The sequence below is a fragment of the Oscillospiraceae bacterium MB24-C1 genome (assembly GCA_030913685.1).
Classification (GTDB): domain Bacteria; phylum Bacillota; class Clostridia; order Oscillospirales; family Ruminococcaceae; genus Yanshouia.
Genome location: CP133187.1, coordinates 1414292 through 1434156, shown reverse-complemented (window position 1 = coordinate 1434156; position 19865 = coordinate 1414292). Strand labels below are relative to the sequence as shown.

Genomic DNA, 19865 nt, shown 5'->3' with positions numbered 1-19865 from the left:
TTATATCATGTGAAAATAATCATTGTAAAATATTACATGCTTATATAACTAAAAAAAGACGGACATATGAGGTGGTTAGGCTTGCAACACTGGCGGCTGTGCTGCCGCGGAAGCAGACCTTGTAGGAATTGATATCCTTTCGCCTCAGGCCGTCGCTATTTTTCTAAAAATATTTGGTGTGCTGTATCGTTTTGGCTGGCGGAAAACAACCTGCTGTCGCCTTAAAGTATGCAAAAACGACCTTTCACCTGCCCGTGTTTTGATCGGGGTTATTCAGAAAAACATCTTTCTGGAAAAAATAGTAACTATGACTAGCGACGCGGCACATCTTAGAACAGTGGGTGTTTTCGCTAAAGCTTGTTTTGTTTTTTGTTCTGGTACATGTTTTCGTCCGCTATTTTTATTGCGGAATACAGGGCATCAATGTCATCAGCTTTTTTGACGCCACAGGAGACCGAAATGTTAAAGTCGAAGGGATTGGTTTCGTTAATCTGTTGGTTGATACTATTAAATATATCAAATGTTCGCGCAGGATCGTCATTTTCACACACGATGATAAATTCGTCGCCACCGAGTCGCACGACAAAACCGTATCTATCCATTAAAGTCATTAAAGTTTTCGCAATAAATATCAGTACTTGGTCACCGACTCCATGCCCAAAGGTATCGTTAATATTTTTAAAGTAATCGACGTCAATCATGCCCACAATGAATGAGCGGTCGTTTCCATCCCGCTGAAAGCTGTTAATCCAGTTGTCGAGATAGTTTCTTGTATAGCTGCCGGTCAGCGCATCATAGTTGGCATACCGCATATAAGTGTCTCTACTGTTTCCAATTTCAGAAATGATGCTGTTTGCCATCTTAACAATGCTAATTTGCAAAATTATAAAAACTAGCACAAGCCCTAGCATAAGCCCAACAATACTAAGTAATGAAATGCGGTTTAGGCTTTCATATACCTCACTCGTGGGTTTGCCGATCCCAAACAAATACCGCTCGTTGATAGGCAACGCAATAAAAGTCAACATCATTTTTCCGACACGGTGTCGTGTGTAAACTTTATTTGGCACAATGCTTTCCGGTGTATCAACGTAAGTATCAATTATATTGACAATAAATCCGTTTTGGGACATCCATTCCAGATGCTTTGAAATATCTACGGCAATGATGTCGTGACCAAGCAATTGGTCGTTCGACAGAATCGGAGAACACACGATAATCTTGACATCTTCGCTCGAACTTTCAAAGACATATTCTGTCTGCGCGGTGCGGTTAAATAGATTCATATAATGTTCAAAATACTGCCTGCTCTGACTGGTGGTAACCAAAGGATGATCGTCTACATATCTAATCGCAAAGATAAGGTCTGGAATGACTCTGAGGCCATCGTTATACTTTGAATCTGTCAGAATTTGGAGTGTTTTCCAGTCCATCTGATCACTTTTGTATTGATTAATATATTCTTTGATAACGGTTCGGCTGGAGAGACTGTTTGCACTGGACATACAATTGTTGACCAGTGTCGCGATTGTTTGCTGCTTTGACTCAGCTAATAAGCTAAAGTTCTCGGTTACTTGATATTCCAGCTGCCGACGCATCGGTATAAAGATCAGTAAGAACAACAGAGTCGTCAACGTCAGAAAAAAGAGGCCATATGCTTTTTTAGTGTTTGTAGTGAGACGATTCATAAATTATCCTCTTGTGTTAACACAGGTCTGAAAAAAGTATAAGTCAGATTTTAGATGGATGTTAACTGAACCAGTCAGCCTTATAGCTATCAAAATTCCCCTACAGTTTACTAACTATTGTAACGGATTTCGACAAAATATCAAGTAGTTTATAGGTTTTGATCAGGCAGCATCAGGCGAGAAGGCAATGATGCTTAAATATAAACATACACCGGACCCCTGTTTTTAAAACAGAGGCCCGGTGACGTAGAGTTATTACGGCAAGGGTGAGATACTTTTGCTTGACGAAACTAATGGCAGACTTTTTGCATGCGGGTTAACAATCAGCTGTGTACCCTGTGCGCTTTAACGCAAAAAGCATTCATGTGCGCTGCGCTTTCTACAACCTTTTCAGAATATTTCCTGCTGCTATTCATAGAAGGCTTTTGAGATGTATTAATACTTTTCTGAAAGGTCACTTAAAGAATCGAGGTCAGACTCGGTTTGCACTATTTGCGTCGGTACCAGGGGTTCGGCTTTAAAGCTAGACTTAAGTTTGAATCTTTTGACCTCTTCACGCAACGCGGTAGCCTGAGCCGACATTTCCTCGCTTGTGGCTGAATTTTCTTCAGCGGTTGCCGCATTGGTCTGAATCACCGAAGATACCTGAGAAAGCTCCAGCTTAATCTCCTCGATAGCTAAAGCCTGCTCGGCAGAGGATAGCTTAATCTTGGTTATGCTTTCATTTGCAGCCATGGCTTTCTGCTCGACTTCCTGTAGAATCTGAGCTGTTTTAAATGTTATTTCGGTTCCTTCTACCACCGTTGCATTGGAGCGTTCAACTAAATCGGTGGTTTGCTTGGCTGCCTCCGCCGATTTGGCTGCCAGGTTACGGACTTCGTCGGCTACCACGGCAAACCCCTTGCCGGCCTCGCCGGCGCGGGCTGCTTCAATGGCTGCGTTAAGTGCAAGAATATTGGTTTGGAACGCGATATCTTCGATGACTTTTGTGATGCTCGCAATCTGCGAGGAAGCAGTGCTGATATTCTCCATGGCCTTTGTCAGCTGCGACATATGCGTATTGCCGGTGTTAACACCTTCTCTGGCCTCTACGACATATTTTGTCGCAACCTCCACGTTGGCGGCGTTTTCTTCAGCTTGCCCAGAAATTTTTGATGCTGATACGGTGAGATCTTCAACGGCAGCAGCTTGTTCGGTAGAACCGGTAGCGAGCGCCTGTGCACCACTCGACACCTGCTCAGAACCAGTACCGACCTGTTCGGCAGCGTTGATAATGGTTTGCATGGTATGGTTGAGGTTGGCGACTGTGCTGCTGATAGTCTGTTTGAGCACAGCAAAGTCACCGGGATAATCCTGTGTGACCTCTATTTGCAAGTCACCCTGAGACATTTTTACAAACTTATCGATGACATCGGCCATAATAGCAGATTGCATGGCATTAGAATTTCGAATTAGATTGGCCATGCGTCCCATTTCGTCACGGCTTTCGTAATTGATGTGCGCTTGCATATTACCCCGTGCAATGGCTTCAAAAGAAGATACAATTTCGTTTACCGGCGTCAGAATGGATTTGCGAATGGCAATGATAATTGCTACCGAAAGAAGTAATGATACAACACCACAGATAATAAGCGCCAACCGAACCTGCGTGACCAACCTAGCAGCGGCGATACGCTGCTCAGTGGCATGGGCTTGAGCAGTCTCGGAAAACTCGCTTAAGATGGTGGCAGCCTGATCAAAGGGCGGCACATAGGAATTAAGAAACAAAGTATATCCTTTATTTCGGTTAGATTCCGATGGATCTTCCAGCAGCTTTGAAATCTGACGCCGTACTGATCCCGCTTGTTCTAGCAGCGCGTCCACCTGTGTTATCTGCTCAGCGTGATCGCTATTTTGTTGGTTGGACATATAAGCGGCCAATGATTCTCGGGCGGCCAGTCCGTCCCGCTCAGCCTGCTCAAGCAAGCTGGCCACGGTGCTAGCGCGTGTTTCGATAAAGGCACGTTCCATATAACGCTGCGCAGACACCATGTTGTGGCGGATACTCCAAAGTGTCGTGTTATCAGGTAGCGTGTAACGTCCGTATAGCTCTACCTGTGCATTGAGACTGTTGACGCTTTGTAGTGCTATAGCAATGGAAAGCAGCAGTAAAAACAGTACAGTACCAAATCCGATAATAAGCTTTTTACCAACAGATAGATTTTTCATAGCACGATGTTCCCTTTCAAGATTTATTTTCATCTTGTCATTTATACTGCTTAGGCAGCGAGACATTTTGGTGAACCATTAGAGAGCTTTACCTATAAATGATCTTAAAATTGTGTTGTTCAAAAGTGATTTGGGCTTAATAGGCCTGTTGCTTTTTTAATGTGACCGACCGTCGCTCTAGACTGGACCGATGTGGTCAAGATTAAATAATTTTAAAACCTCCTTCTCGTTATTATAACCCCTAATAGGAAAATTTTCACTATAATTCTGCCATAAACGCATATTTTTGTCAAAAAGTTACTGAATTAGTGACTCAATTATGTTTTATAGATATAACGGTTACAGTGGCCAAAATGACATGTTTGGTTTAGTAATTTAAACCGAGTATATTAAAAATCGACAAAAAGACCCGCCGTAGTATGTTTTCTACAGCGAATCTTTGCCATGTACGTCAGTCTTTAAAGTTTTATAAAGGGCGAGATTAACAACTTCTTTTTCTATAAGTACTTTATATTACCGCGACAAATCACTGTCAGCTCTAAGCCGCTGTTACAAAATAAATTATGTCTTGGCGGCTTGAAAAAAGTGGTTCTCCGATTGAAAGTTCTTCTCCGAATTATTAGAACTGTAAGCAGGGCAGTTAAGATTTAAACGGTAGAGCAATTTTATTTCAAGCATCGCATTGCTGACAAGGGCGCTTTCAATTGTTGAAAGGGTGGGGTCATCAACCAACACAAGGCGCAGGGAGGTACCGGTATCCAGCAATAGTCGAACTGTTGTATTGAGTTTGCCACGGGCTGGGGCATTCGTAATTTGTTGTTTAAAATAGGACTGCGGAAAGCTTTCAAACCCAAAAACCAGCATGTGCGGAGTCGGTGATTCATAGTTTAGGCTATAGTGCAATTCATAGATGCCGGCTTCTTTAATGAAAAAAGTATCGGTGGGCGATATATGGCCTATGGCGGCATTTTCAGTAAAAAGTGGATCCCCAAAGTTTATGGGCTGCCCGCTTCTAATGGTGGATAACGCTTCGGCCTGGGGGTATACGGCTGTGATATTATCCTCGCGGGAGCAGGGGATTAGGCTGCAGCCGCTTTCGTCAGGTTTGTGACCAGCTTTCGCGGTGGGGCGAGGCTTGCTTGAAAACGCAGAAGTTATAGTCTTTTCTTTATGTGCAACCGATAAGTTCTGGTGGCGGACTTCATTGAATTCGGCGGGAAGCTGCCCAGGCATTTGAGCGGGTAAGGCAAAGGCGGCGCTGTAGCTGGGCTGAGCCGATGCAGAATGGCGTTTTAAGCTGTTGACGCTAAGGCGAGCATTGGGCTGGGAACCGGTATTTTTAAACATATCTGCCAAGAGACAGTGGGTGGGCTGTGTGGCGGTTTTAAGATAAGGGTCTGTTGGCTTTATGCTAGAACCGGCGCTGTTATTATAATTCACCATACGTTTAATCTCCTTTCTATCTCATTATATGAAACAAGAATTAAAGCGTTCAAAGACCATGTTATTTGCCATCAAAGATTTTGCATCGTATTATCAGATTTTTAATAGCGGGTTGTATTCCTACATGGTGGCATATTATACTATTGACAAAAGCATGCGCTTGGAATGAAAAACTTACTGGAGGTTTGTCGAATGAGAACTTTAAAACCTGAGGAGCTACAGAAAAATCCTTTTAGCCTGATTGGTCAGGACTGGATGCTGGTGACAGCTAAAAAAGGTGACAAGGTCAATACCATGACGGCAGCGTGGGGTGGCCTGGGCGTTATGTGGGGGAAAAACGTGGCGTTTGTCGTCATCCGTCCCGGGCGTTATACCAAGGAATTTGTCGACGATGCTGACACCTTTTCGTTGACTTTTTTCAATGGCGGCTATAAAAATGAACTGGGCTATCTTGGCAAGGTATCGGGCCGGGACGAGGACAAAATTGCCAAGTCGGGGCTGACGGTAGCATATGAACAAGATACACCCTATTTTAAAGAAGGCAAACTGGTGTTGGTGTGCAGAAAGCTTTATAACCAGCCGATGACCCCGGACTGTTTGATTGATAAGGCATCGGATGAAAAATGGTACCCCAACAAGGATTACCACATTTTATATATTGCTGAAATTGAGCAGGTTCTAACGGAGGACTGAGCAGCTGCAATGTAAGATTTTGATAAACGCCGGACTTGTACCTTTGATACAAGTCCGGCGTTTTGATTGGGGAGTCACTTGTTCGACAGGAATTACTCGGCCATAAAGTGCCGATTTTTACTATAAAGCTCCGAAGCGCGAATATTTTGTTGAGCTGCTATGCCATCGCGAAGCCCCGTCGAAAGCAGCTCGGTTTCAAAAACATCTGGAATATCTGAAAGCTTTCGAATGCCCTGCCGCGCATAGCTTTCTGCAGACATGGGTAGCAACTTGCTTAGTGCAGAGATATATCCAGACTCCTTATCAAGACGTAGTCGGATCCGCATGCTGACAAAACAGAGAATGGCCCCCTCTAGTGGCGAGGGTAGGCTTTGCGCGCTGTGCTGCGCATCAGATAAACAGTGTGTGGCTGCCTCGTAATCACCATCCCGCAATAGATAATAAGCACAAAATGCCGCGGCGGCGGTTCTGCCCCACAGCTCACCAGTTTTATCCGACAGGGCATACCCCTGCTTGAACAGCTCCTTAGCCTTAAAATGATCTTCCATCGCAAAAGCCGTGCGACCGTAGTGAACATAAATCCACAACGTGCCGGGCCATGGTTCATTGCCGAGCATGCTCAGGGCTTTTTTAAAATGCGAGCAGGCGCCCGCATAGTCGCGGCGCTGTCGGCACAGCTGCCCGTAATCATAATTGGCGGCGGCCAGCAGCAGTCGGTTTTCAGATACCGAGGGAAGCCTTTCCAGTTCTTCAAGCGCCTCAAGCAGATAATAGCTACTCTTGTCGTACGCACCCCGTAGACAGAAGCAGTCTCCCCGCAGCCGCTGAAACTGTGCGGTCATGACCGGGTCGTTATAGCGGGTTAGCAGGCGGATGCCGGTATCGGTGTAGTGCTCGGCCTGATTGACGGCTTGCAGGCATAGCGCCGACGAGGCCAGTAGATAACAGGCGCGTATCATAGCAGCATGCGCCGGCTCTTCGCTGCCGGCGGCGCTCAGCGTGCCCAACAGCGTGGCGCCCTCTTTCAGATTGCCACAAAACAGAGCAATACGCCCTCTGATTAATGTAAGCATCCAGGAAAGAGGTCGTGCCGCAGTAGCATTTTCCGCCTGAAGAGCCGAGAGTTCCTGCGCAGCCTGCAACGCCTCCTGTGCCAACGCTTCGGGAGAGGCGAAGGGCCGCTCGTTGCCCACCAGAAGTGGAAAAGGTTCGCAACTGTAGGCGCTTTCAATTTCCAGCGCACGCAGGCGGTATTCCAAGGCTCGCACATTGTCCCCAGCCAACTTAAAGTGGCGTGATGTTCTGCGACAGGCGGAACTCTGGCGCGGTGGGCCGTTTTGGGTGAGCAGTTCGGCAATTTGCAGATGCAACGGACGTCGCTGTAAAAAAGTCATCCGTTCATAAATCAGCTCGCGAATGCGCCGGTGGGAAAAGCGGTAATAAACCTCGCCAGAGTCTAGATATTCTTCAATCAACCCCCGACTCATCAGCGCCTCCATACCGCCTACAGCGCAGTAGTCGTCGCCGCCCAGCAACGCTAAGAGAATTCTCCAGGGGGCCTCCTCGGGGAATAACGAAATCAGCTCCGCAATGTGCATGGCGTCATCATCTGAGGCGCTCAACCGTTCAAGCAAAATTTCGTCTAGCGTACCCGGCGTTTGCGTTGCCCCGCCGTTACGGCGGTAAGCTTGCGTTAGCTCGGTGAGCAGATAAAGATTGCCGCCAGTTTCGCGAAATACCCGATCCGCCAGCGTTTTGGCGGTTTCCTCGCCAAGTTCCTCGGCCAGCAGCAGGCGGGTCTGTTCACGGTTTAAGGGCGGTAGCTGTTGCTTTTGCAACAGACTGTCGGCAACCGCTCTGCCCAAAACCGCTTTATGGGAGGGACTGCAGCTGGTGCGGCAGGTGAGCACCAGCATGAGGCCCGAATCCAACCGGCGCAGCAGCGTGTCGATTAGAGCGAGGCTATCTGGGTCTATCCATTCAATATCCTCAAGAACCAGCAGGATTCGCCGGCGTCGTGCAGCGGCTCCGATAGCTATCACAAGGCAGTCTTCAAGCGATTGGTCAGGCTGGCGTATTAGCGCGGGCGGCGTGGCGTCGGCTTCGGAGCTCTCACGAAAGGCGGAAAATGCCTGCCCCAGCCGTGCCCTGACCGGTGCGGGTACTGGGACATCTTCCGTACGAATTAAGTCTGACAAAGGGAACATGATGCGTGACCATGGGGCAAGCGGCATGTCCTTCTCGGGCTGCAGGCAAGCAAAGTTGAGAACAAAAAGCGTCGACAGGTCACAGGTTTGTAAAAATTGCGAAATCAACTGGCTTTTACCTGAACCGAATTCCCCGATGAGCAGTTGAGAACAGCGGCGCGCGGTACCCGTGGCAAAAGCCTCCGCCGCGGTGCAAAGCGCTGTGTACACGACCTCGCGCCCCACGAGTCCCGGGCTTTTGATAGGTGATACGGGCGTGGCGGTGCCGCTCCATTCGTTCATGATCTCATAATACTGTGCGGTGGTGTCCTCCTGCGGATCGGCACCCAATTCGTCCGAAAGCTGCGTTTTCAGGCGCTGAAAGAGCTGGGCAGCCCGGGCGTACTGCCGTGTCTCACGCCATCGGGTCATTAAGAAGGTTACCATATGCTCGTCTAAAGGCTCTTCACGCAGGTATTCCTCGGCCCATTGTGCAGCAGGCTCGGGGCCCTGTGTTTCCAGAGCGGTTTGTGCCTGTTGCGCCAACCGGCGCAGATAGCGGTCACGGAGATGGTCTCGGGTTCGGCTGACCCATTCTTCATAACAAAACGCGTGCTTGACCGCGAAACCTTTGAGGAACGGTCCGCGATAGACCGCAATTTCACCCGCCAGTACAAAACTATCGTAATCGCAGGTATATTCGCGATCAGGGTTGACCATCACCAGCGATTTTTGCGGTGAGGTTAAAAAATCCTTACCCAGCACCTTTTTAAGCGCATAGAGGGTGTTGCGCAAATTTCTCAGCGCGGTTGCTTCGTCAAGGCCTTCCCACAGCAGGGCGATTAGTTCCTGACGGGTGGCGCTGCGCTGCACCAGCATGTAATACAAAAGAGCCTCCACCCGCCTGTACGGAAAGGTAAGCAGATGTCCGTCAAGCTCGACGGTGGGTGTTTGTAGAAGCGATACTTTTAGCATAAAGACACCTCCAAACTCACTTTAACTTTAAGTATACGCGAAAAGGCAAAAGGGGCGCAATCCCATATTTTGATATTTTATGCAGTATCGCCTTTGGTAGCAAGTGGATTTTTCTTGCGTGGGCTGCGACACACCGCTATAATAAAGGGGACAATACAGCATGAAGGGCGGCGGGTACCAAGATGCAAAAAGAACAGGTTTTCGAGTCGGTTCCCAATTTTAGTGAGGGGCGAGATCTCAAAAAAATTGAACAGATTGTCGATGCCTTTCGCGCAAAACAGGGAATTAAGTTACTGGATTATTCCACAGATTCGGATATGAACCGTTGTGTTGTAACGGTGGTTGGCCAGCCCGAACCCTTAAAGAGTGCGATGGTCGAGGCGGTGGGTACTGCGCTTTCAATTATCGACATGACAAAGCACGAGGGGGCCCACCCCAGAATCGGCTGCGTAGACGTCATCCCCTTTATCCCAGTGCGCAATTGTACATTGCAGGAGGCCGATCAGTTGGCTAAAGCGGTGGCCAAAGAGGCGGCAGAGCGTTTTAACCAGCCATTTTTTCTCTATGAGGCCTCTGCGACTGCGCCGCACCGCAGAGATGTGGTTGATATCCGAAAAGGACAGTTTGAGGGTTTGACCGAAAAGATGAAAAATCCGTTATGGAAGCCTGACTTTGGCCCGGAGACCATGCATCCCACCGGTGGTGCGACGATTATAGGCGCGCGCATGCCGCTTATCTGCTTTAACATCAATCTAGATACGCCGAATGTTGATATTGCACGGCAGATTAGCCGTCGGGTGCGCAGTATTAACGGCGGATATCATTTTGTCAAGGCCATGGGCATCGCTGTCAGCGAGCGTCATCTCACCCAGGTGACCATGAACCTGACCGACTACACTAAAAGCGCCATTTATAGCGTTTTTGAGGCTGTTAAGATGGAAGCACAGCGCTATGGCGTCCGGGTGATCGGCAGTGAGGTGGTCGGCATTATCCCCACAAAGGCGTTGGTAGACTGCGCGGAATATTATCTGCAAATCGAAGATTTTTCGATGGACCAGCTTTTGGAAAGCTATCTGTAATAGTAATATATTAAAACTGGGCCGTGACGGTAAGCGCAACTGCGTGAGACTGCTGCGGCCCGGTCTGTTTTCTAAAAGCCAATATGTTCCTAAAAAATACAAGCCTTGAAACTTTATGACAATATGTTTTTCACTTTCCTATTGACTTTAGATGCCTCGATACACAATACATTGAAGCGGGCCTGTGCTAAAATGCCGCACAGGCCCGCGGGGGGAAAGAAAAAGTGTTAGGTTAGAAAAGACCGGAGATTTTTCCGCTTTCATCTACGTCGATTTTCTCGGCGGATGGAATTTTGGGCAGTCCGGGCATGGTCATGATATCGCCAGTGAGTGCTACTAAAAAGCCCGCGCCAGCCGATACCTTTAAATTGCGCACCGTGATGCGAAATTCTTTAGGCGCGCCCAGAAGGGCGGCATCATCCGAGAAGGAATATTGAGTTTTTGCCATGCAAATAGGCAATTTGTCATAGCCCAATGCTGTTAACTGTGTCAGTTGTTTTTTGGCATTTACGGTTAAATCTACGCCATCTGCTCGGTAAATTTTGGTGGCAATAGCGTTGAGTTTAACTTCGATGCTGTCGTTGATGTCGTAACAGTACTCAAAGCGCGCGGGTTGCTCACACAGGCGCAGCACTTCTTCGGCCAGCGCTATGCCTCCCATACCGCCCTTAGCCCAGACCTCAGACAGCGCCACATGAACCCCAAGCGCTCTACAACGCTGCTCAACGAGCGAGAGTTCGGCTGCTGTGTCGGTGGGGAAGGCGTTGATCGCCACGACGCAGGGCAAACCAAAGACCGATGTGATGTTTTCGACGTGCTGCAACAGATTTGGCAGACCTTTTTCAAGTGCGGCGAGGTTTTCGTTGCCAAGTTCTGCTTTAGGCACGCCGCCGTGGTGCTTTAAGGCGCGCACTGTTGCGACGATAACCACCACGGCGGGTGCAAATCCGCCTGCGCGGCACTTGATATCTAAGAATTTTTCTGCACCGAGATCCGCGCCGAAGCCTGCTTCAGTTACAACGTACTCGCCCAGCTTCAAGGCGGTTTCGGTCGCTGAGATGGTGTTGCAGCCATGCGCAATATTTGCAAACGGGCCACCATGAATCAGCGCCGGGGTGTGTTCCAGCGTCTGAACCAGATTAGGCTTGATGGCGTCCTTTAACAGCGCCGTCATGGCACCCTCGGCGTGCAGGTCGTGCGCGATCACCGGCTTGTCGTCATAGGTGTAGGCGACCACCATTCGCGCCAGACGCTCCTTTAAATCGGAAAGACTGGTAGCCAGGCAAAGTACCGCCATCACCTCGGAAGCGACTGTGATATCGAAGCCATCTTCGCGTGGGACGCCGTTTGCCTTGCCGCCAAGGCCGCAGACAATATTGCGCAACTGGCGGTCGTTCATGTCGACGGCCCGCTTCCAGACAATTTTGCGGGTATCAATCTTTAGCGCGTTACCTTGCTGAATGTGATTATCGAGCAAAGCCGCCAACAGATTGTTTGCTGCGCCAATAGCGTGAAAGTCGCCGGTAAAATGCAGATTGATATCCTCCATGGGGACGACTTGCGCATAGCCGCCGCCTGCAGCACCGCCTTTGACACCGAAAACCGGTCCTAAAGACGGTTCGCGCAGGCAAAGCACCGTCTTTTTGCCGAGATTGGTGAGCGCATCAGCCAGTCCGACGCTCGTGGTGGTTTTACCCTCGCCGGCTGGGGTGGGATTGATGGCGGTGACGAGAATTAGCTTACCTTTGACCGGCATATCTTTTAGAGAATGTATATCCAGCTTAGCCTTGGTGTGCCCGTAAGGCTCCAGTATATCGTTGGTCACACCCAGCTTTTCTGCAATTTTACCAATGGGCAGCAGTGTGGCCTGCTGGGCAATTTCAATATCTGTTTTAAACATGTTGCGTCTCCTTTTTAGGTGTTGGGGCTGTCGTCGAATGCCCGCGGCAGGACGGTTCTGCCAACGGGCATTCGACTTACAGAATTTACGCAGAAAAAATGTCAGGCATTACGGTGAATGAAGTTGGCTGGAATGGGCGGGCGACGCGCAAACTGTGGCCTTCTTTGCGATGGCACGCTTTGTGTCGCCGAAAGTTAGGTGTTTAGCAACTGTGTATAAACGCCACCATAAAGACCGCCGGCTCATTACAGCAAAGGGTTATGCTGGGCGCAAACGCTTGAATCTGAACCGCTTCGCCACAACTAAACGAAACAGCCTGACCTCCGGCTCTGATAATACCGCTGCCCTGCACACAATAAAGTACCGCGGTTTGGGTTTCAGTTACTACGTCCAATTTTTCTGGGCTTATCAATGGATATTCACCAGCTGTCGGCATCTTCAGACAGGAGAGGGTCCCGTCGCATTTGCCTTTACGCAGCATCAGGTTGAAATCTACACAAGTACCCTGCGACTTGGTGGCGGCCCCGCCGTCAAAGCAGTGAATTTCTCCAGGGGTAAGAATCACGGGGCGGCCACCGTCGTGTGTGAGCAAAATGCGCCCATCGAGTAGAGAGATGTAACGTTTATAATCCGGCAAGGGCGTAAAATCCGATTCCGGCAGGTTAACGGTGGCAGAGCTGATCCGCCAGAGAAAATCGTGATTGGCATACTGCGCGTCGGGAGGGAATATGGCAATCTGGGTGGTCACTCCGCCACTCCACTGACTGACAGTAAAAGCCTCCGGGGTGATAAGAGAGATAACGGTATTCATTTGTACACCCTTCTTTCTCCGAAACGGCCTAGAGCGCGGATAAAACTTCCTGATAGATGCTATCTGCCAGCGGTAGTGCTTGCGCCATAAGCGCTTGACCCTCCTGTCGGTAATGGCTGGCAAACGTCTCGTCGGTTATACTGCCGATGTTGATGAGTACATTGAGCCAAGCACCCTGCATGGCAGCTTTCAGACTCAGGGCAGCACAGCCCAAATCGCTGGCGGCGCTGGCGTTCGAACGCCCCACCACACTTTTGGTGAGTTTAAGCGCTTCATAAGCCAACTGCATCATCTCAAAGGGCGTTTCGGTGCAAGCCTTCAGCGCCGTTTGCATCGCCTGGGCGCGTACACTTTTTTGTTCTTCTGTGTCTTTGGGCATGGCAAACACGGCGCTGACACCGTTAAAAGCCTCGGTATCTCGATCGATGACGTCAAGATAGCGATTTTTCAGTGCTACCGCTTCCTGCTGCGCTGCGGTAATCAGCTCCTGCCAATCCGCATACTTCTTTTTCCCTACGGTTAATGCGCAGACCATAACGGTTAGCGCCGTGCCCAACGCACCCTGCAGGGCAGCTGCGGAGCCGCCGCCGGGAGCGGGCTCTGACGAGGCCATCAGATCTATGAACCCGGTTACGGTACGGTCGACAAGTTTCATTTTGATACTCCTTTTCCGGCATGTATCAGCCGATAAGATGATTTTCCATGACCTGTTTCTTATAATCAAAGTTCTCAATTTTCAGGTAATATTCGGCGCAGTCAACCAGTGCCTTGGCAGGGGTTAGGCCGACGACCTCGCTGCCGATGATCGGAACGCCCCAACGTTGAGCCTCAGCGCGAATGACTTCAAAAACGCGGTAAAGCGGGGTGCCTTCATAGTTGACCATGTTCATTGAGACCTGCGCGACGTTGCGTTCTTCCAGCATGAGGCCGATGGCTTTGCAGTACTTAAAGCCGCCGGAGGAGCCACGTATGGTTTTAGCGATCTGTTTGGCGATTTCGACATTTGACGTGCCCAGGTTGACGTTGAACGCAACCAACGGCATTCTGGCGCCGATGGCGGTGATGCCGGCGGTGGGGTGAATTTTGCGCTCGCCAAAGTCGGGCGCCCACTCGGGCTGCAGAAGTTTCTTAGGCATACCCTCAAACTGGCCTTTTCTTACGCTGGCCAGATTGATGCGGTCAGGTGAAGTGGCGGAATCCTCATACAGAAAACTCGGGATTTTCAGTTCTTCCCAGATGCGCTGGGCAACGCGCTTTGAGATGGAGACGCATTCCTCCACGGTCATATCCATTGTGGGGACGAAGGGGATGACGTCTGTTGCACCCATGCGGGGGTGTGCGCCTTCGTGCTGAGTCATGTCGATTGTTTCAGCAGCCTTTTTGCAAAGTAAGAAAGCGGCCTCTTCAATGCCCTCGGGCGAGCCGACTAACGTAAAAACGCAGCGGTTGTGGTTTGCATCGGACTGAACATCCAGGAGTGTACAACCGGGAACGCTCTTGGCGACCTCGGCTAAGCCATCAATAACAGCCTGATCGCGCCCTTCGCTAAAATTTGGGATGCACTCAACAAGTTTTGCCATTTAAATATCCTCCTATATGTATTCAATGAAATGTCGGTACAGATTTAGCCAACAAAGTTCTTGACAAAGGTCTTAATAAACCAGATGGTTTGGGGTTGATAAATGATATCCACCAAAAACGCACCAACGATTGGGACAATCATCATGGCGCGGCGTGACATGCCGTACCGCTCGTTGACTGCCGTCATATTCACGATGGCCGAAGGCGTAGCGCCAAGGCAGTGGCCACAAAGACCTGCGCACATGACTGCCGCGTCGTAGTTTTTGCCCAGTATGCGGAAGACGACAAAGTAGCTGATAAGGACCATAAACACAACCTGGCACAAAAGCACAACCAGAACGCCGCCGATAAGGCCGGACAGCTCCCACAGCTTTAGGGTCATGAGGGCCATAGAGAGGTAAAGCGCCAGCATGACATCACCGATGCCCTCGACCAACGGATAGTCGAATCTATAAAAGTGGGCGGATTCATTGATATTGCGCAGAATAACAGCGACAAACATGGCGCCGACATAAGTGGGGAAGGACATGTTAATCAGCTTGCCAATCCAGCCCGAGACAATGGTGCCCAGTGCCATGCACACCAGAATAGCGGTGACGTTCTTAATAACATCGAGACCGCTGAGCTTTCCTGCCGAAGTGGCGTTGACTGAGGTGACGTCGGTGTCAAAATTCTCGCTGTCGTCCGGCTTAAGGTCATATTTGACGATCAGTCGACGCCCCACGGGGCCACCGACCAGCACAGCGGAGATCAGGCCAAAGGTTGCGGCGGCCATACCGACCAGCGTGCCGGAGCTATATCCCATCTCGGTAAAAGTTCCGCCGTAGGCGCCAGCTGCACCATGTCCACCGACCATCGAAATGGCACTGGAAAGCAGCGCATAGGGTGCGTCTAGTCCCACTGCGGTGCCAACGGTGATGCCAATTATATTTTGGAAAATCGACATAACGCCAGCGATCAGCCAGTAGATTATCAGCAACACGCCGCCCTTTTTGAGCAGCGAAAAGCTAGCCCCCAGACCGATTGTTGTAAAGAAGGCCAGCATAAATGGAGATTGGAAGGTCGCGTTAAAAGTAAAGGAGAAACTGTTGGTCACATGACCAAGGTAGGTGACAAACATAAACAGGAAGCCGCCGACCACCGGCGCCGGTATACAATACTTATTCAGGAATTTGACTTTGCTTTTGACAGCGTAGCCAATCAACAGCAGAACGGCGGCCATAGCTACCGTCATTATGGCATCGGTGCTAATATTAAGAACATTGTCGACCATTTCAAAAGTCATTTTCGTTACCTCCTAAATTTGTTTTACACGATGCGTATCCTTTGACCTGACTTCCTTTGCGCCCTTCTCGAAAGGAGTGTTTAACCCTTTGATGTCATTATAGCAACGCGGCATCTGAAAAACGTATAATTTTAAATTCGTTAGTATGGGAAGGCTAAAACAGTATTTTATTTGTAACGTATAGGATTAAAAGTGCAAGATTCTAGTGCTCGTAAGGGCATCAGGGGGGCTACCTTTCTTTAAAAGTTATCCTTTTTTCTACCCTAGCCGTCAAATTTAGCATCTATATCGGCACAGAAAGCGACAAATGCGTCGAAAAAACGTATAATTGCGAAGTTGTCCGTTGCTGGGGTGTGTGTACTGTCTAACTTCAGCTGGCTTTTCAGATGACCATAAGCCCTGTTGTTAAAGCATTTCTCAACTATATTATAAGACTTAAGGTGCGTATAAACAAAAAGGTCAGGACTGAAAGCGTGTTTCAATCCTGACCTTTACCGAGACGCTTATTATCATTTGTCAGCTTTGCGTTGCAAGTAGAAGCGAACAAAACTATCCAGCGTAAAATCGTTAAGCTGCGATAGATCGTCATCAATTAAGCGAAAAAAACAGCCTGGAATTTCCCCCGCCATTAAATTTTTGCGAACGCAGGGGTCGCAGCCCAGGCTATGATTGCGAGGGTTCAATTTACAATCGGTATCCTTGCAGGTACAGAAGTGTTGTTTTTGTGTTGTCATATTGGTCGGTTCCTTTTTATGTATTAGAATAAATTTAATTAAGTTCTTAGCGTTACGGTTGTTTTAAGACTTTTAAAACCTTAAACACGCATTTTATCACTAACTGCCATTGCGCTTTTTCTCTTGCGGTAATGACGCAGAATAGGCATCCTGCTGCCGCCACGTTGTCAACGGTGATTCAAAAGTAGATCAGAATATTTTGTAATAGCCTGCTCTAACTCGGCCAAGCTGATGAATCCCGCCTCGCGCAAAGATTCTTTGCCCATGACAAACAGTATGACGGCAGGCACGGTAAAAATACTGAAAGCTGCCGCCAGCTCAGGCGCGTCGGACAGCTCCGCCTGAACGGCTTTGACTTGAGGATATTTTGAAAGTAGCGCCAATAACCTTGGCTGTATGCTTTTGCATACGCCACAGCCCTCGCCGCTGAAATAGACCAAAACCATATCATGTGCGGTCTTTAATGTACCTATTTGGGATTTTGAGTATATTATTTCCATGACACAAAATTGCCTCTCAAATTATTTAAAATCTTCTTCAAAATGACAGTGCTGAGGGCGCGTCTGGATATCGTCAGATCGGTATTGTGTTCTAGTAGCTTTATTTTTAGCCTTGTTATAATACATCTCTTTATCGGCAGCAGCTAAAAATGTATCTTCATTGTCGCCCTCTTTAAGAACGGCGTAACCCATGCTCAATGCAAGAGTATAACATAACTGATCACTTTGATTAAAGATGGCAACATTATTGTTTATGGTTTTAATAAAGTCCATAATCTCTGCCGTGCTGGCCCGTTCGCCCACAATGATAAATTCATCGCCGCCCAGTCTTGCGATAAAATCCTCGCTACTGTTACAGGACTTACGCAGAAGCTCGGCTGTGCGCACCAACGCTTGATCGCCGATAAGGTGACCGCAGCAATCATTTATTTTTTTAAATTCGTCTAAATCTAAAACGAGTATAAATAGCAGGTGCTTTTTGTACCGCATCCTGATTCGGCGCTGAAGATGCTGGTCTAGACGCCGTCGATTATTAAGACCGGTCAAATGATCGGTGAGAATTTCGGCGTTTTGTTTATTAATATAGATGCTGGTACATCCCAGCATGGTGCAGACCCAGATAACCGAAAGCCCAAAATAACGTACCTGCAGCGTAGCGGCCACTATGATGCCCAGCGGGTAGATTACCAGCATCTGATTCAGCCCGTTATTTGCTTTCCAGCCGTTTTTTAACGCGTCGTTAATCGCAATGCCACTTGCTGCGATAAGATAGGAAAAGGTAACCACCGTTAGAATAATTAACCATGGGCCGCGTGCATACCGGTTGTCTTTAGATATAGCAAAAATCCAACCGGTAAATGGACTGAGCAGTATCAAAATCACGCATATGAAGGCGGGGATAGCATAATAACGGGTGCGCCGCCAAAGACCAGCCCGGTTCTCATAAATTTTAAAATCGGTATACATCAGCCACAAGAGACAGATCCACGGTATAAAGAAATAATACAAAATGGTCGAAAGATAATTCACGATTCTCATTATGGGTAAGGGGTTTTTATCCGATAGCCACATTCCAGCATCAAAAATAAAAATAAGCAGATTTAAAAACATAATGCTGTTAAATATCTGCTGATCAACAGACATGTTTCTAAAACTGTGTTTATTTCGGCTGGTCAGCATCAGTAGTAAAACTACAGCACCGACAATGTTTACTTCCGCATACAAAAAAAGGCTGTACATAAGGAAGCGCCCTCCTTAGCCTCTAGCGGCATCATCTTTCCGCTTGTCGATATCGCCGCGGCCCAAAGGGACGCCATAATAGTCCCAAGACGCCACCAGTAATCGATGCCTCTTTTAAGAAAAATCGACAAGGGCTTTATAAGAACGCGAGAGGGGCTGCAATAAAATGATTTTTGATTTGTTCGACATAAAGAACGGATTGCGCTTGCTTGCGCTGCCGTCTTGCCAAAAAGGCGGTCGTACTCGTCTTTTTTTTGCGCCGTTTCGACAAATTTATTGTAATTTGTATAGTTCTCAAAGTCAAGCAATGTCAAAGTAAGAACTTCAAAATTCTTTTTAAAGAAAAATGTTTTAAGCTAAAAATAATTGCGAACAAAGGTGAAAAATGAGGCCGAATAAAACTTATTGTCAAAAGCAATTTACAGCGCATGTCAATATTGATAGAATAGAATTATAATATGCTATGAAAGGATAGGATATCGTGCTTTGGAAAGATAAATATGCGTTAGGTGTTTCGGTTGTGGATACGCAACACAAGGAGTTGTTCCGGCGTGTTGAAGCATTTGTTAAAACGCTGCGTTCACCTGCCAGTTGGGAAGAAAAAGTTTTGCGCGTCAACGAGACACTAGAGTTTATGAAGGCCTATGTGGTTGAGCATTTTAACGACGAAGAGGCCTACCAGCAGCGCATCGGCTATCCTGGTTATCAAGCGCATAAAAAAGTGCATGATGATATGGTTGGCTATGTGCTGGAGGTCTCGGCTCAGTACGAACGCAGCGGCTATGACGAACAGCTGATGCAACAGTTCGCTGGTAAGCTTTTGGCCTGGCTGATAAACCATGTGGCAGCTGAGGATCAGCGTATTGCCGATTATGCAATTGCAAAGGGGGTGTCTGGTAATGCCCACTAAATTCTATGTGCCGTTTTTACAGGCCACCTGCAATGTGTTTGAGCTGATGCTGGACCTTTCGGATATCAGCGATCGTCCGGTTGAAAGCTTTAAGTGCGAGGACGAGCTGGATATTTCGATTGAGATAGTCGGCGATCTGGTCGGTGAGGTTGTTTACCGCTTTCCGCATGAGACCTCGCTGAATATCGTGAATATCATGAGTGGCATGGAGATGGAGCTGGTGGATGATTTTGTCATATCAGCCATATCGGAAATCTCAAATATTATCAGCGGCAACGTCATGACCATGTTGGCCGGGGAGGATTTGACCTGTGACATCCGTCCGCCCAGACTGAAAAAAGCTGATGAAAGCAAACAATATGCTCTGCGTAACAACTGTTGCATCTCAACCTCAGCGGGGGATGTTTGTCTAGAGATACGGCTGAATCCCAACGATCCCTCGAAACAGGCTGAGAATTAGGGCTGCTACGACGGCCGACTTTACATAACGTTATCATAGCCCCAATGAGCCTTGAGCATTTAATTATGCCCTTATTATCAAATATTAGTATATCTACTATCAAAGCCCCGGTTCACGCGCGAGCGTTGGCCGGGGCTTTGGCGTGGTGGCGTTAGAAAGTATCAGTCAATTGC

Annotated in this window: 16 protein-coding genes; 4 read left to right on the top strand and 12 right to left on the bottom strand. The window is 48.2% G+C overall.

Translation table 11 applies throughout. The features are described 5' to 3' along the window. Positions 1-350: 350 nt before the first annotated feature. From RBH76_06895 to RBH76_06885, 3 genes are all read right to left on the bottom strand, one after another. Entirely contained in the window at positions 351-1688 is a 1338-nt protein-coding gene (locus tag RBH76_06895; protein WMJ85140.1) for a GGDEF domain-containing protein, read from the bottom strand. A 435-nt stretch (positions 1689-2123) separates the two neighbouring features. Continuing rightward, entirely contained in the window at positions 2124-3896 is a 1773-nt protein-coding gene (locus RBH76_06890) for a methyl-accepting chemotaxis protein (GenBank protein ID WMJ85139.1), read from the bottom strand. A gap of 561 nt (positions 3897-4457) precedes the next feature. Beyond that, positions 4458-5339, bottom strand: coding sequence for a hypothetical protein (locus RBH76_06885; protein WMJ85138.1), 882 nt, complete (start codon positions 5337-5339; stop codon positions 4458-4460). Positions 5340-5531: 192 nt separating this feature from the next. Between RBH76_06885 and RBH76_06880 the strand changes: the two genes are divergently transcribed. Beyond that, positions 5532-6032: a flavin reductase family protein gene (locus tag RBH76_06880; protein WMJ85137.1), complete on the top strand. Its 501-nt coding sequence runs from the start codon at positions 5532-5534 to the stop codon at positions 6030-6032. A 92-nt stretch (positions 6033-6124) separates the two neighbouring features. Here RBH76_06880 and RBH76_06875 read toward each other — a convergent pair whose 3' ends face one another. Continuing rightward, positions 6125-9193 carry an AAA family ATPase gene (locus RBH76_06875; protein WMJ85136.1) on the bottom strand — a complete coding sequence of 1023 codons (3069 nt, stop codon included), beginning with the start codon at positions 9191-9193 and terminating at the stop codon, positions 6125-6127. A gap of 182 nt (positions 9194-9375) precedes the next feature. On the opposite strand from RBH76_06875, the gene ftcD (RBH76_06870) reads away from it, so the two are divergent. Then, complete coding sequence (gene ftcD / locus RBH76_06870; protein ID WMJ85135.1) at positions 9376-10272, top strand: glutamate formimidoyltransferase; 897 nt, start codon at positions 9376-9378, stop codon at positions 10270-10272. A 232-nt stretch (positions 10273-10504) separates the two neighbouring features. Here the strand turns inward: ftcD (RBH76_06870) and RBH76_06865 are convergent, their stop codons facing one another. From RBH76_06865 to RBH76_06830, 8 genes are all read right to left on the bottom strand, one after another. Continuing rightward, complete coding sequence (locus RBH76_06865) at positions 10505-12172, bottom strand: formate--tetrahydrofolate ligase (protein ID WMJ85134.1); 1668 nt, start codon at positions 12170-12172, stop codon at positions 10505-10507. A gap of 202 nt (positions 12173-12374) precedes the next feature. Then, complete coding sequence (locus RBH76_06860) at positions 12375-12983, bottom strand: HutD family protein (protein WMJ85133.1); 609 nt, start codon at positions 12981-12983, stop codon at positions 12375-12377. A 28-nt stretch (positions 12984-13011) separates the two neighbouring features. Continuing rightward, the gene (locus RBH76_06855) at positions 13012-13638 is read right to left on the bottom strand and encodes a cyclodeaminase/cyclohydrolase family protein (protein ID WMJ85132.1); all 627 of its coding nucleotides are present in this window, start codon (positions 13636-13638) and stop codon (positions 13012-13014) included. Between the two features lie 25 nt (positions 13639-13663). Continuing rightward, entirely contained in the window at positions 13664-14563 is a 900-nt protein-coding gene (gene ftcD / locus RBH76_06850; GenBank protein ID WMJ85131.1) for a glutamate formimidoyltransferase, read from the bottom strand. Positions 14564-14607: 44 nt separating this feature from the next. Beyond that, complete coding sequence (gene gltS, locus RBH76_06845) at positions 14608-15849, bottom strand: sodium/glutamate symporter (GenBank protein WMJ85130.1); 1242 nt, start codon at positions 15847-15849, stop codon at positions 14608-14610. 509 nt (positions 15850-16358) lie between these two features. Next, on the bottom strand, positions 16359-16583 hold the full coding sequence (locus RBH76_06840; protein ID WMJ85129.1) for a DUF6485 family protein: 225 nt from the start codon (positions 16581-16583) through the stop codon (positions 16359-16361). Between the two features lie 167 nt (positions 16584-16750). Beyond that, positions 16751-17083 (bottom strand): thioredoxin family protein, encoded by a 333-nt coding sequence (locus RBH76_06835; protein ID WMJ85128.1) that lies wholly within the window; start codon positions 17081-17083, stop codon positions 16751-16753. 21 nt (positions 17084-17104) lie between these two features. Further along, a complete protein-coding gene (locus RBH76_06830) occupies positions 17105-18322 on the bottom strand; it encodes a GGDEF domain-containing protein (GenBank protein ID WMJ85127.1) in 1218 nt (405 codons plus the stop codon). 481 nt (positions 18323-18803) lie between these two features. Between RBH76_06830 and RBH76_06825 the strand changes: the two genes are divergently transcribed. Both RBH76_06825 and RBH76_06820 read left to right on the top strand, forming a co-directional pair. Then, positions 18804-19232, top strand: a complete 429-nt coding sequence (locus RBH76_06825; GenBank protein WMJ85126.1) for a hemerythrin family protein — start codon at positions 18804-18806, stop codon at positions 19230-19232. Continuing rightward, positions 19222-19692 carry a chemotaxis protein CheX gene (locus RBH76_06820; protein ID WMJ85125.1) on the top strand — a complete coding sequence of 157 codons (471 nt, stop codon included), beginning with the start codon at positions 19222-19224 and terminating at the stop codon, positions 19690-19692. The genes RBH76_06825 and RBH76_06820 overlap by 11 nt, the downstream gene beginning before the upstream one ends. Positions 19693-19865 lie beyond the last annotated feature (173 nt).

Excerpts from the sequence above, each read along its gene's own strand:
- RBH76_06820 (WMJ85125.1), top strand. The coding sequence starts at position 19,222 with ATGCCCACTAAATTCTATGTGCCGTTTTTACAGGCCACCTGCAATGTG.
- RBH76_06865 (WMJ85134.1), bottom strand. The coding sequence starts at position 12,172 with ATGTTTAAAACAGATATTGAAATTGCCCAGCAGGCCACACTGCTGCCC.
- RBH76_06875 (WMJ85136.1), bottom strand. The coding sequence starts at position 9,193 with ATGCTAAAAGTATCGCTTCTACAAACACCCACCGTCGAGCTTGACGGA.
- RBH76_06890 (WMJ85139.1), bottom strand. The coding sequence starts at position 3,896 with ATGAAAAATCTATCTGTTGGTAAAAAGCTTATTATCGGATTTGGTACT.
- ftcD (WMJ85131.1), bottom strand. The coding sequence starts at position 14,563 with ATGGCAAAACTTGTTGAGTGCATCCCAAATTTTAGCGAAGGGCGCGAT.
- ftcD (WMJ85135.1), top strand. The coding sequence starts at position 9,376 with ATGCAAAAAGAACAGGTTTTCGAGTCGGTTCCCAATTTTAGTGAGGGG.
- RBH76_06895 (WMJ85140.1), bottom strand. The coding sequence starts at position 1,688 with ATGAATCGTCTCACTACAAACACTAAAAAAGCATATGGCCTCTTTTTT.
- RBH76_06830 (WMJ85127.1), bottom strand. The coding sequence starts at position 18,322 with ATGTACAGCCTTTTTTTGTATGCGGAAGTAAACATTGTCGGTGCTGTA.
- RBH76_06855 (WMJ85132.1), bottom strand. The coding sequence starts at position 13,638 with ATGAAACTTGTCGACCGTACCGTAACCGGGTTCATAGATCTGATGGCC.
- RBH76_06840 (WMJ85129.1), bottom strand. The coding sequence starts at position 16,583 with ATGACAACACAAAAACAACACTTCTGTACCTGCAAGGATACCGATTGT.
- RBH76_06860 (WMJ85133.1), bottom strand. The coding sequence starts at position 12,983 with ATGAATACCGTTATCTCTCTTATCACCCCGGAGGCTTTTACTGTCAGT.
- RBH76_06835 (WMJ85128.1), bottom strand. The coding sequence starts at position 17,083 with ATGGAAATAATATACTCAAAATCCCAAATAGGTACATTAAAGACCGCA.
- RBH76_06885 (WMJ85138.1), bottom strand. The coding sequence starts at position 5,339 with ATGGTGAATTATAATAACAGCGCCGGTTCTAGCATAAAGCCAACAGAC.
- RBH76_06880 (WMJ85137.1), top strand. The coding sequence starts at position 5,532 with ATGAGAACTTTAAAACCTGAGGAGCTACAGAAAAATCCTTTTAGCCTG.
- gltS (WMJ85130.1), bottom strand. The coding sequence starts at position 15,849 with ATGACTTTTGAAATGGTCGACAATGTTCTTAATATTAGCACCGATGCC.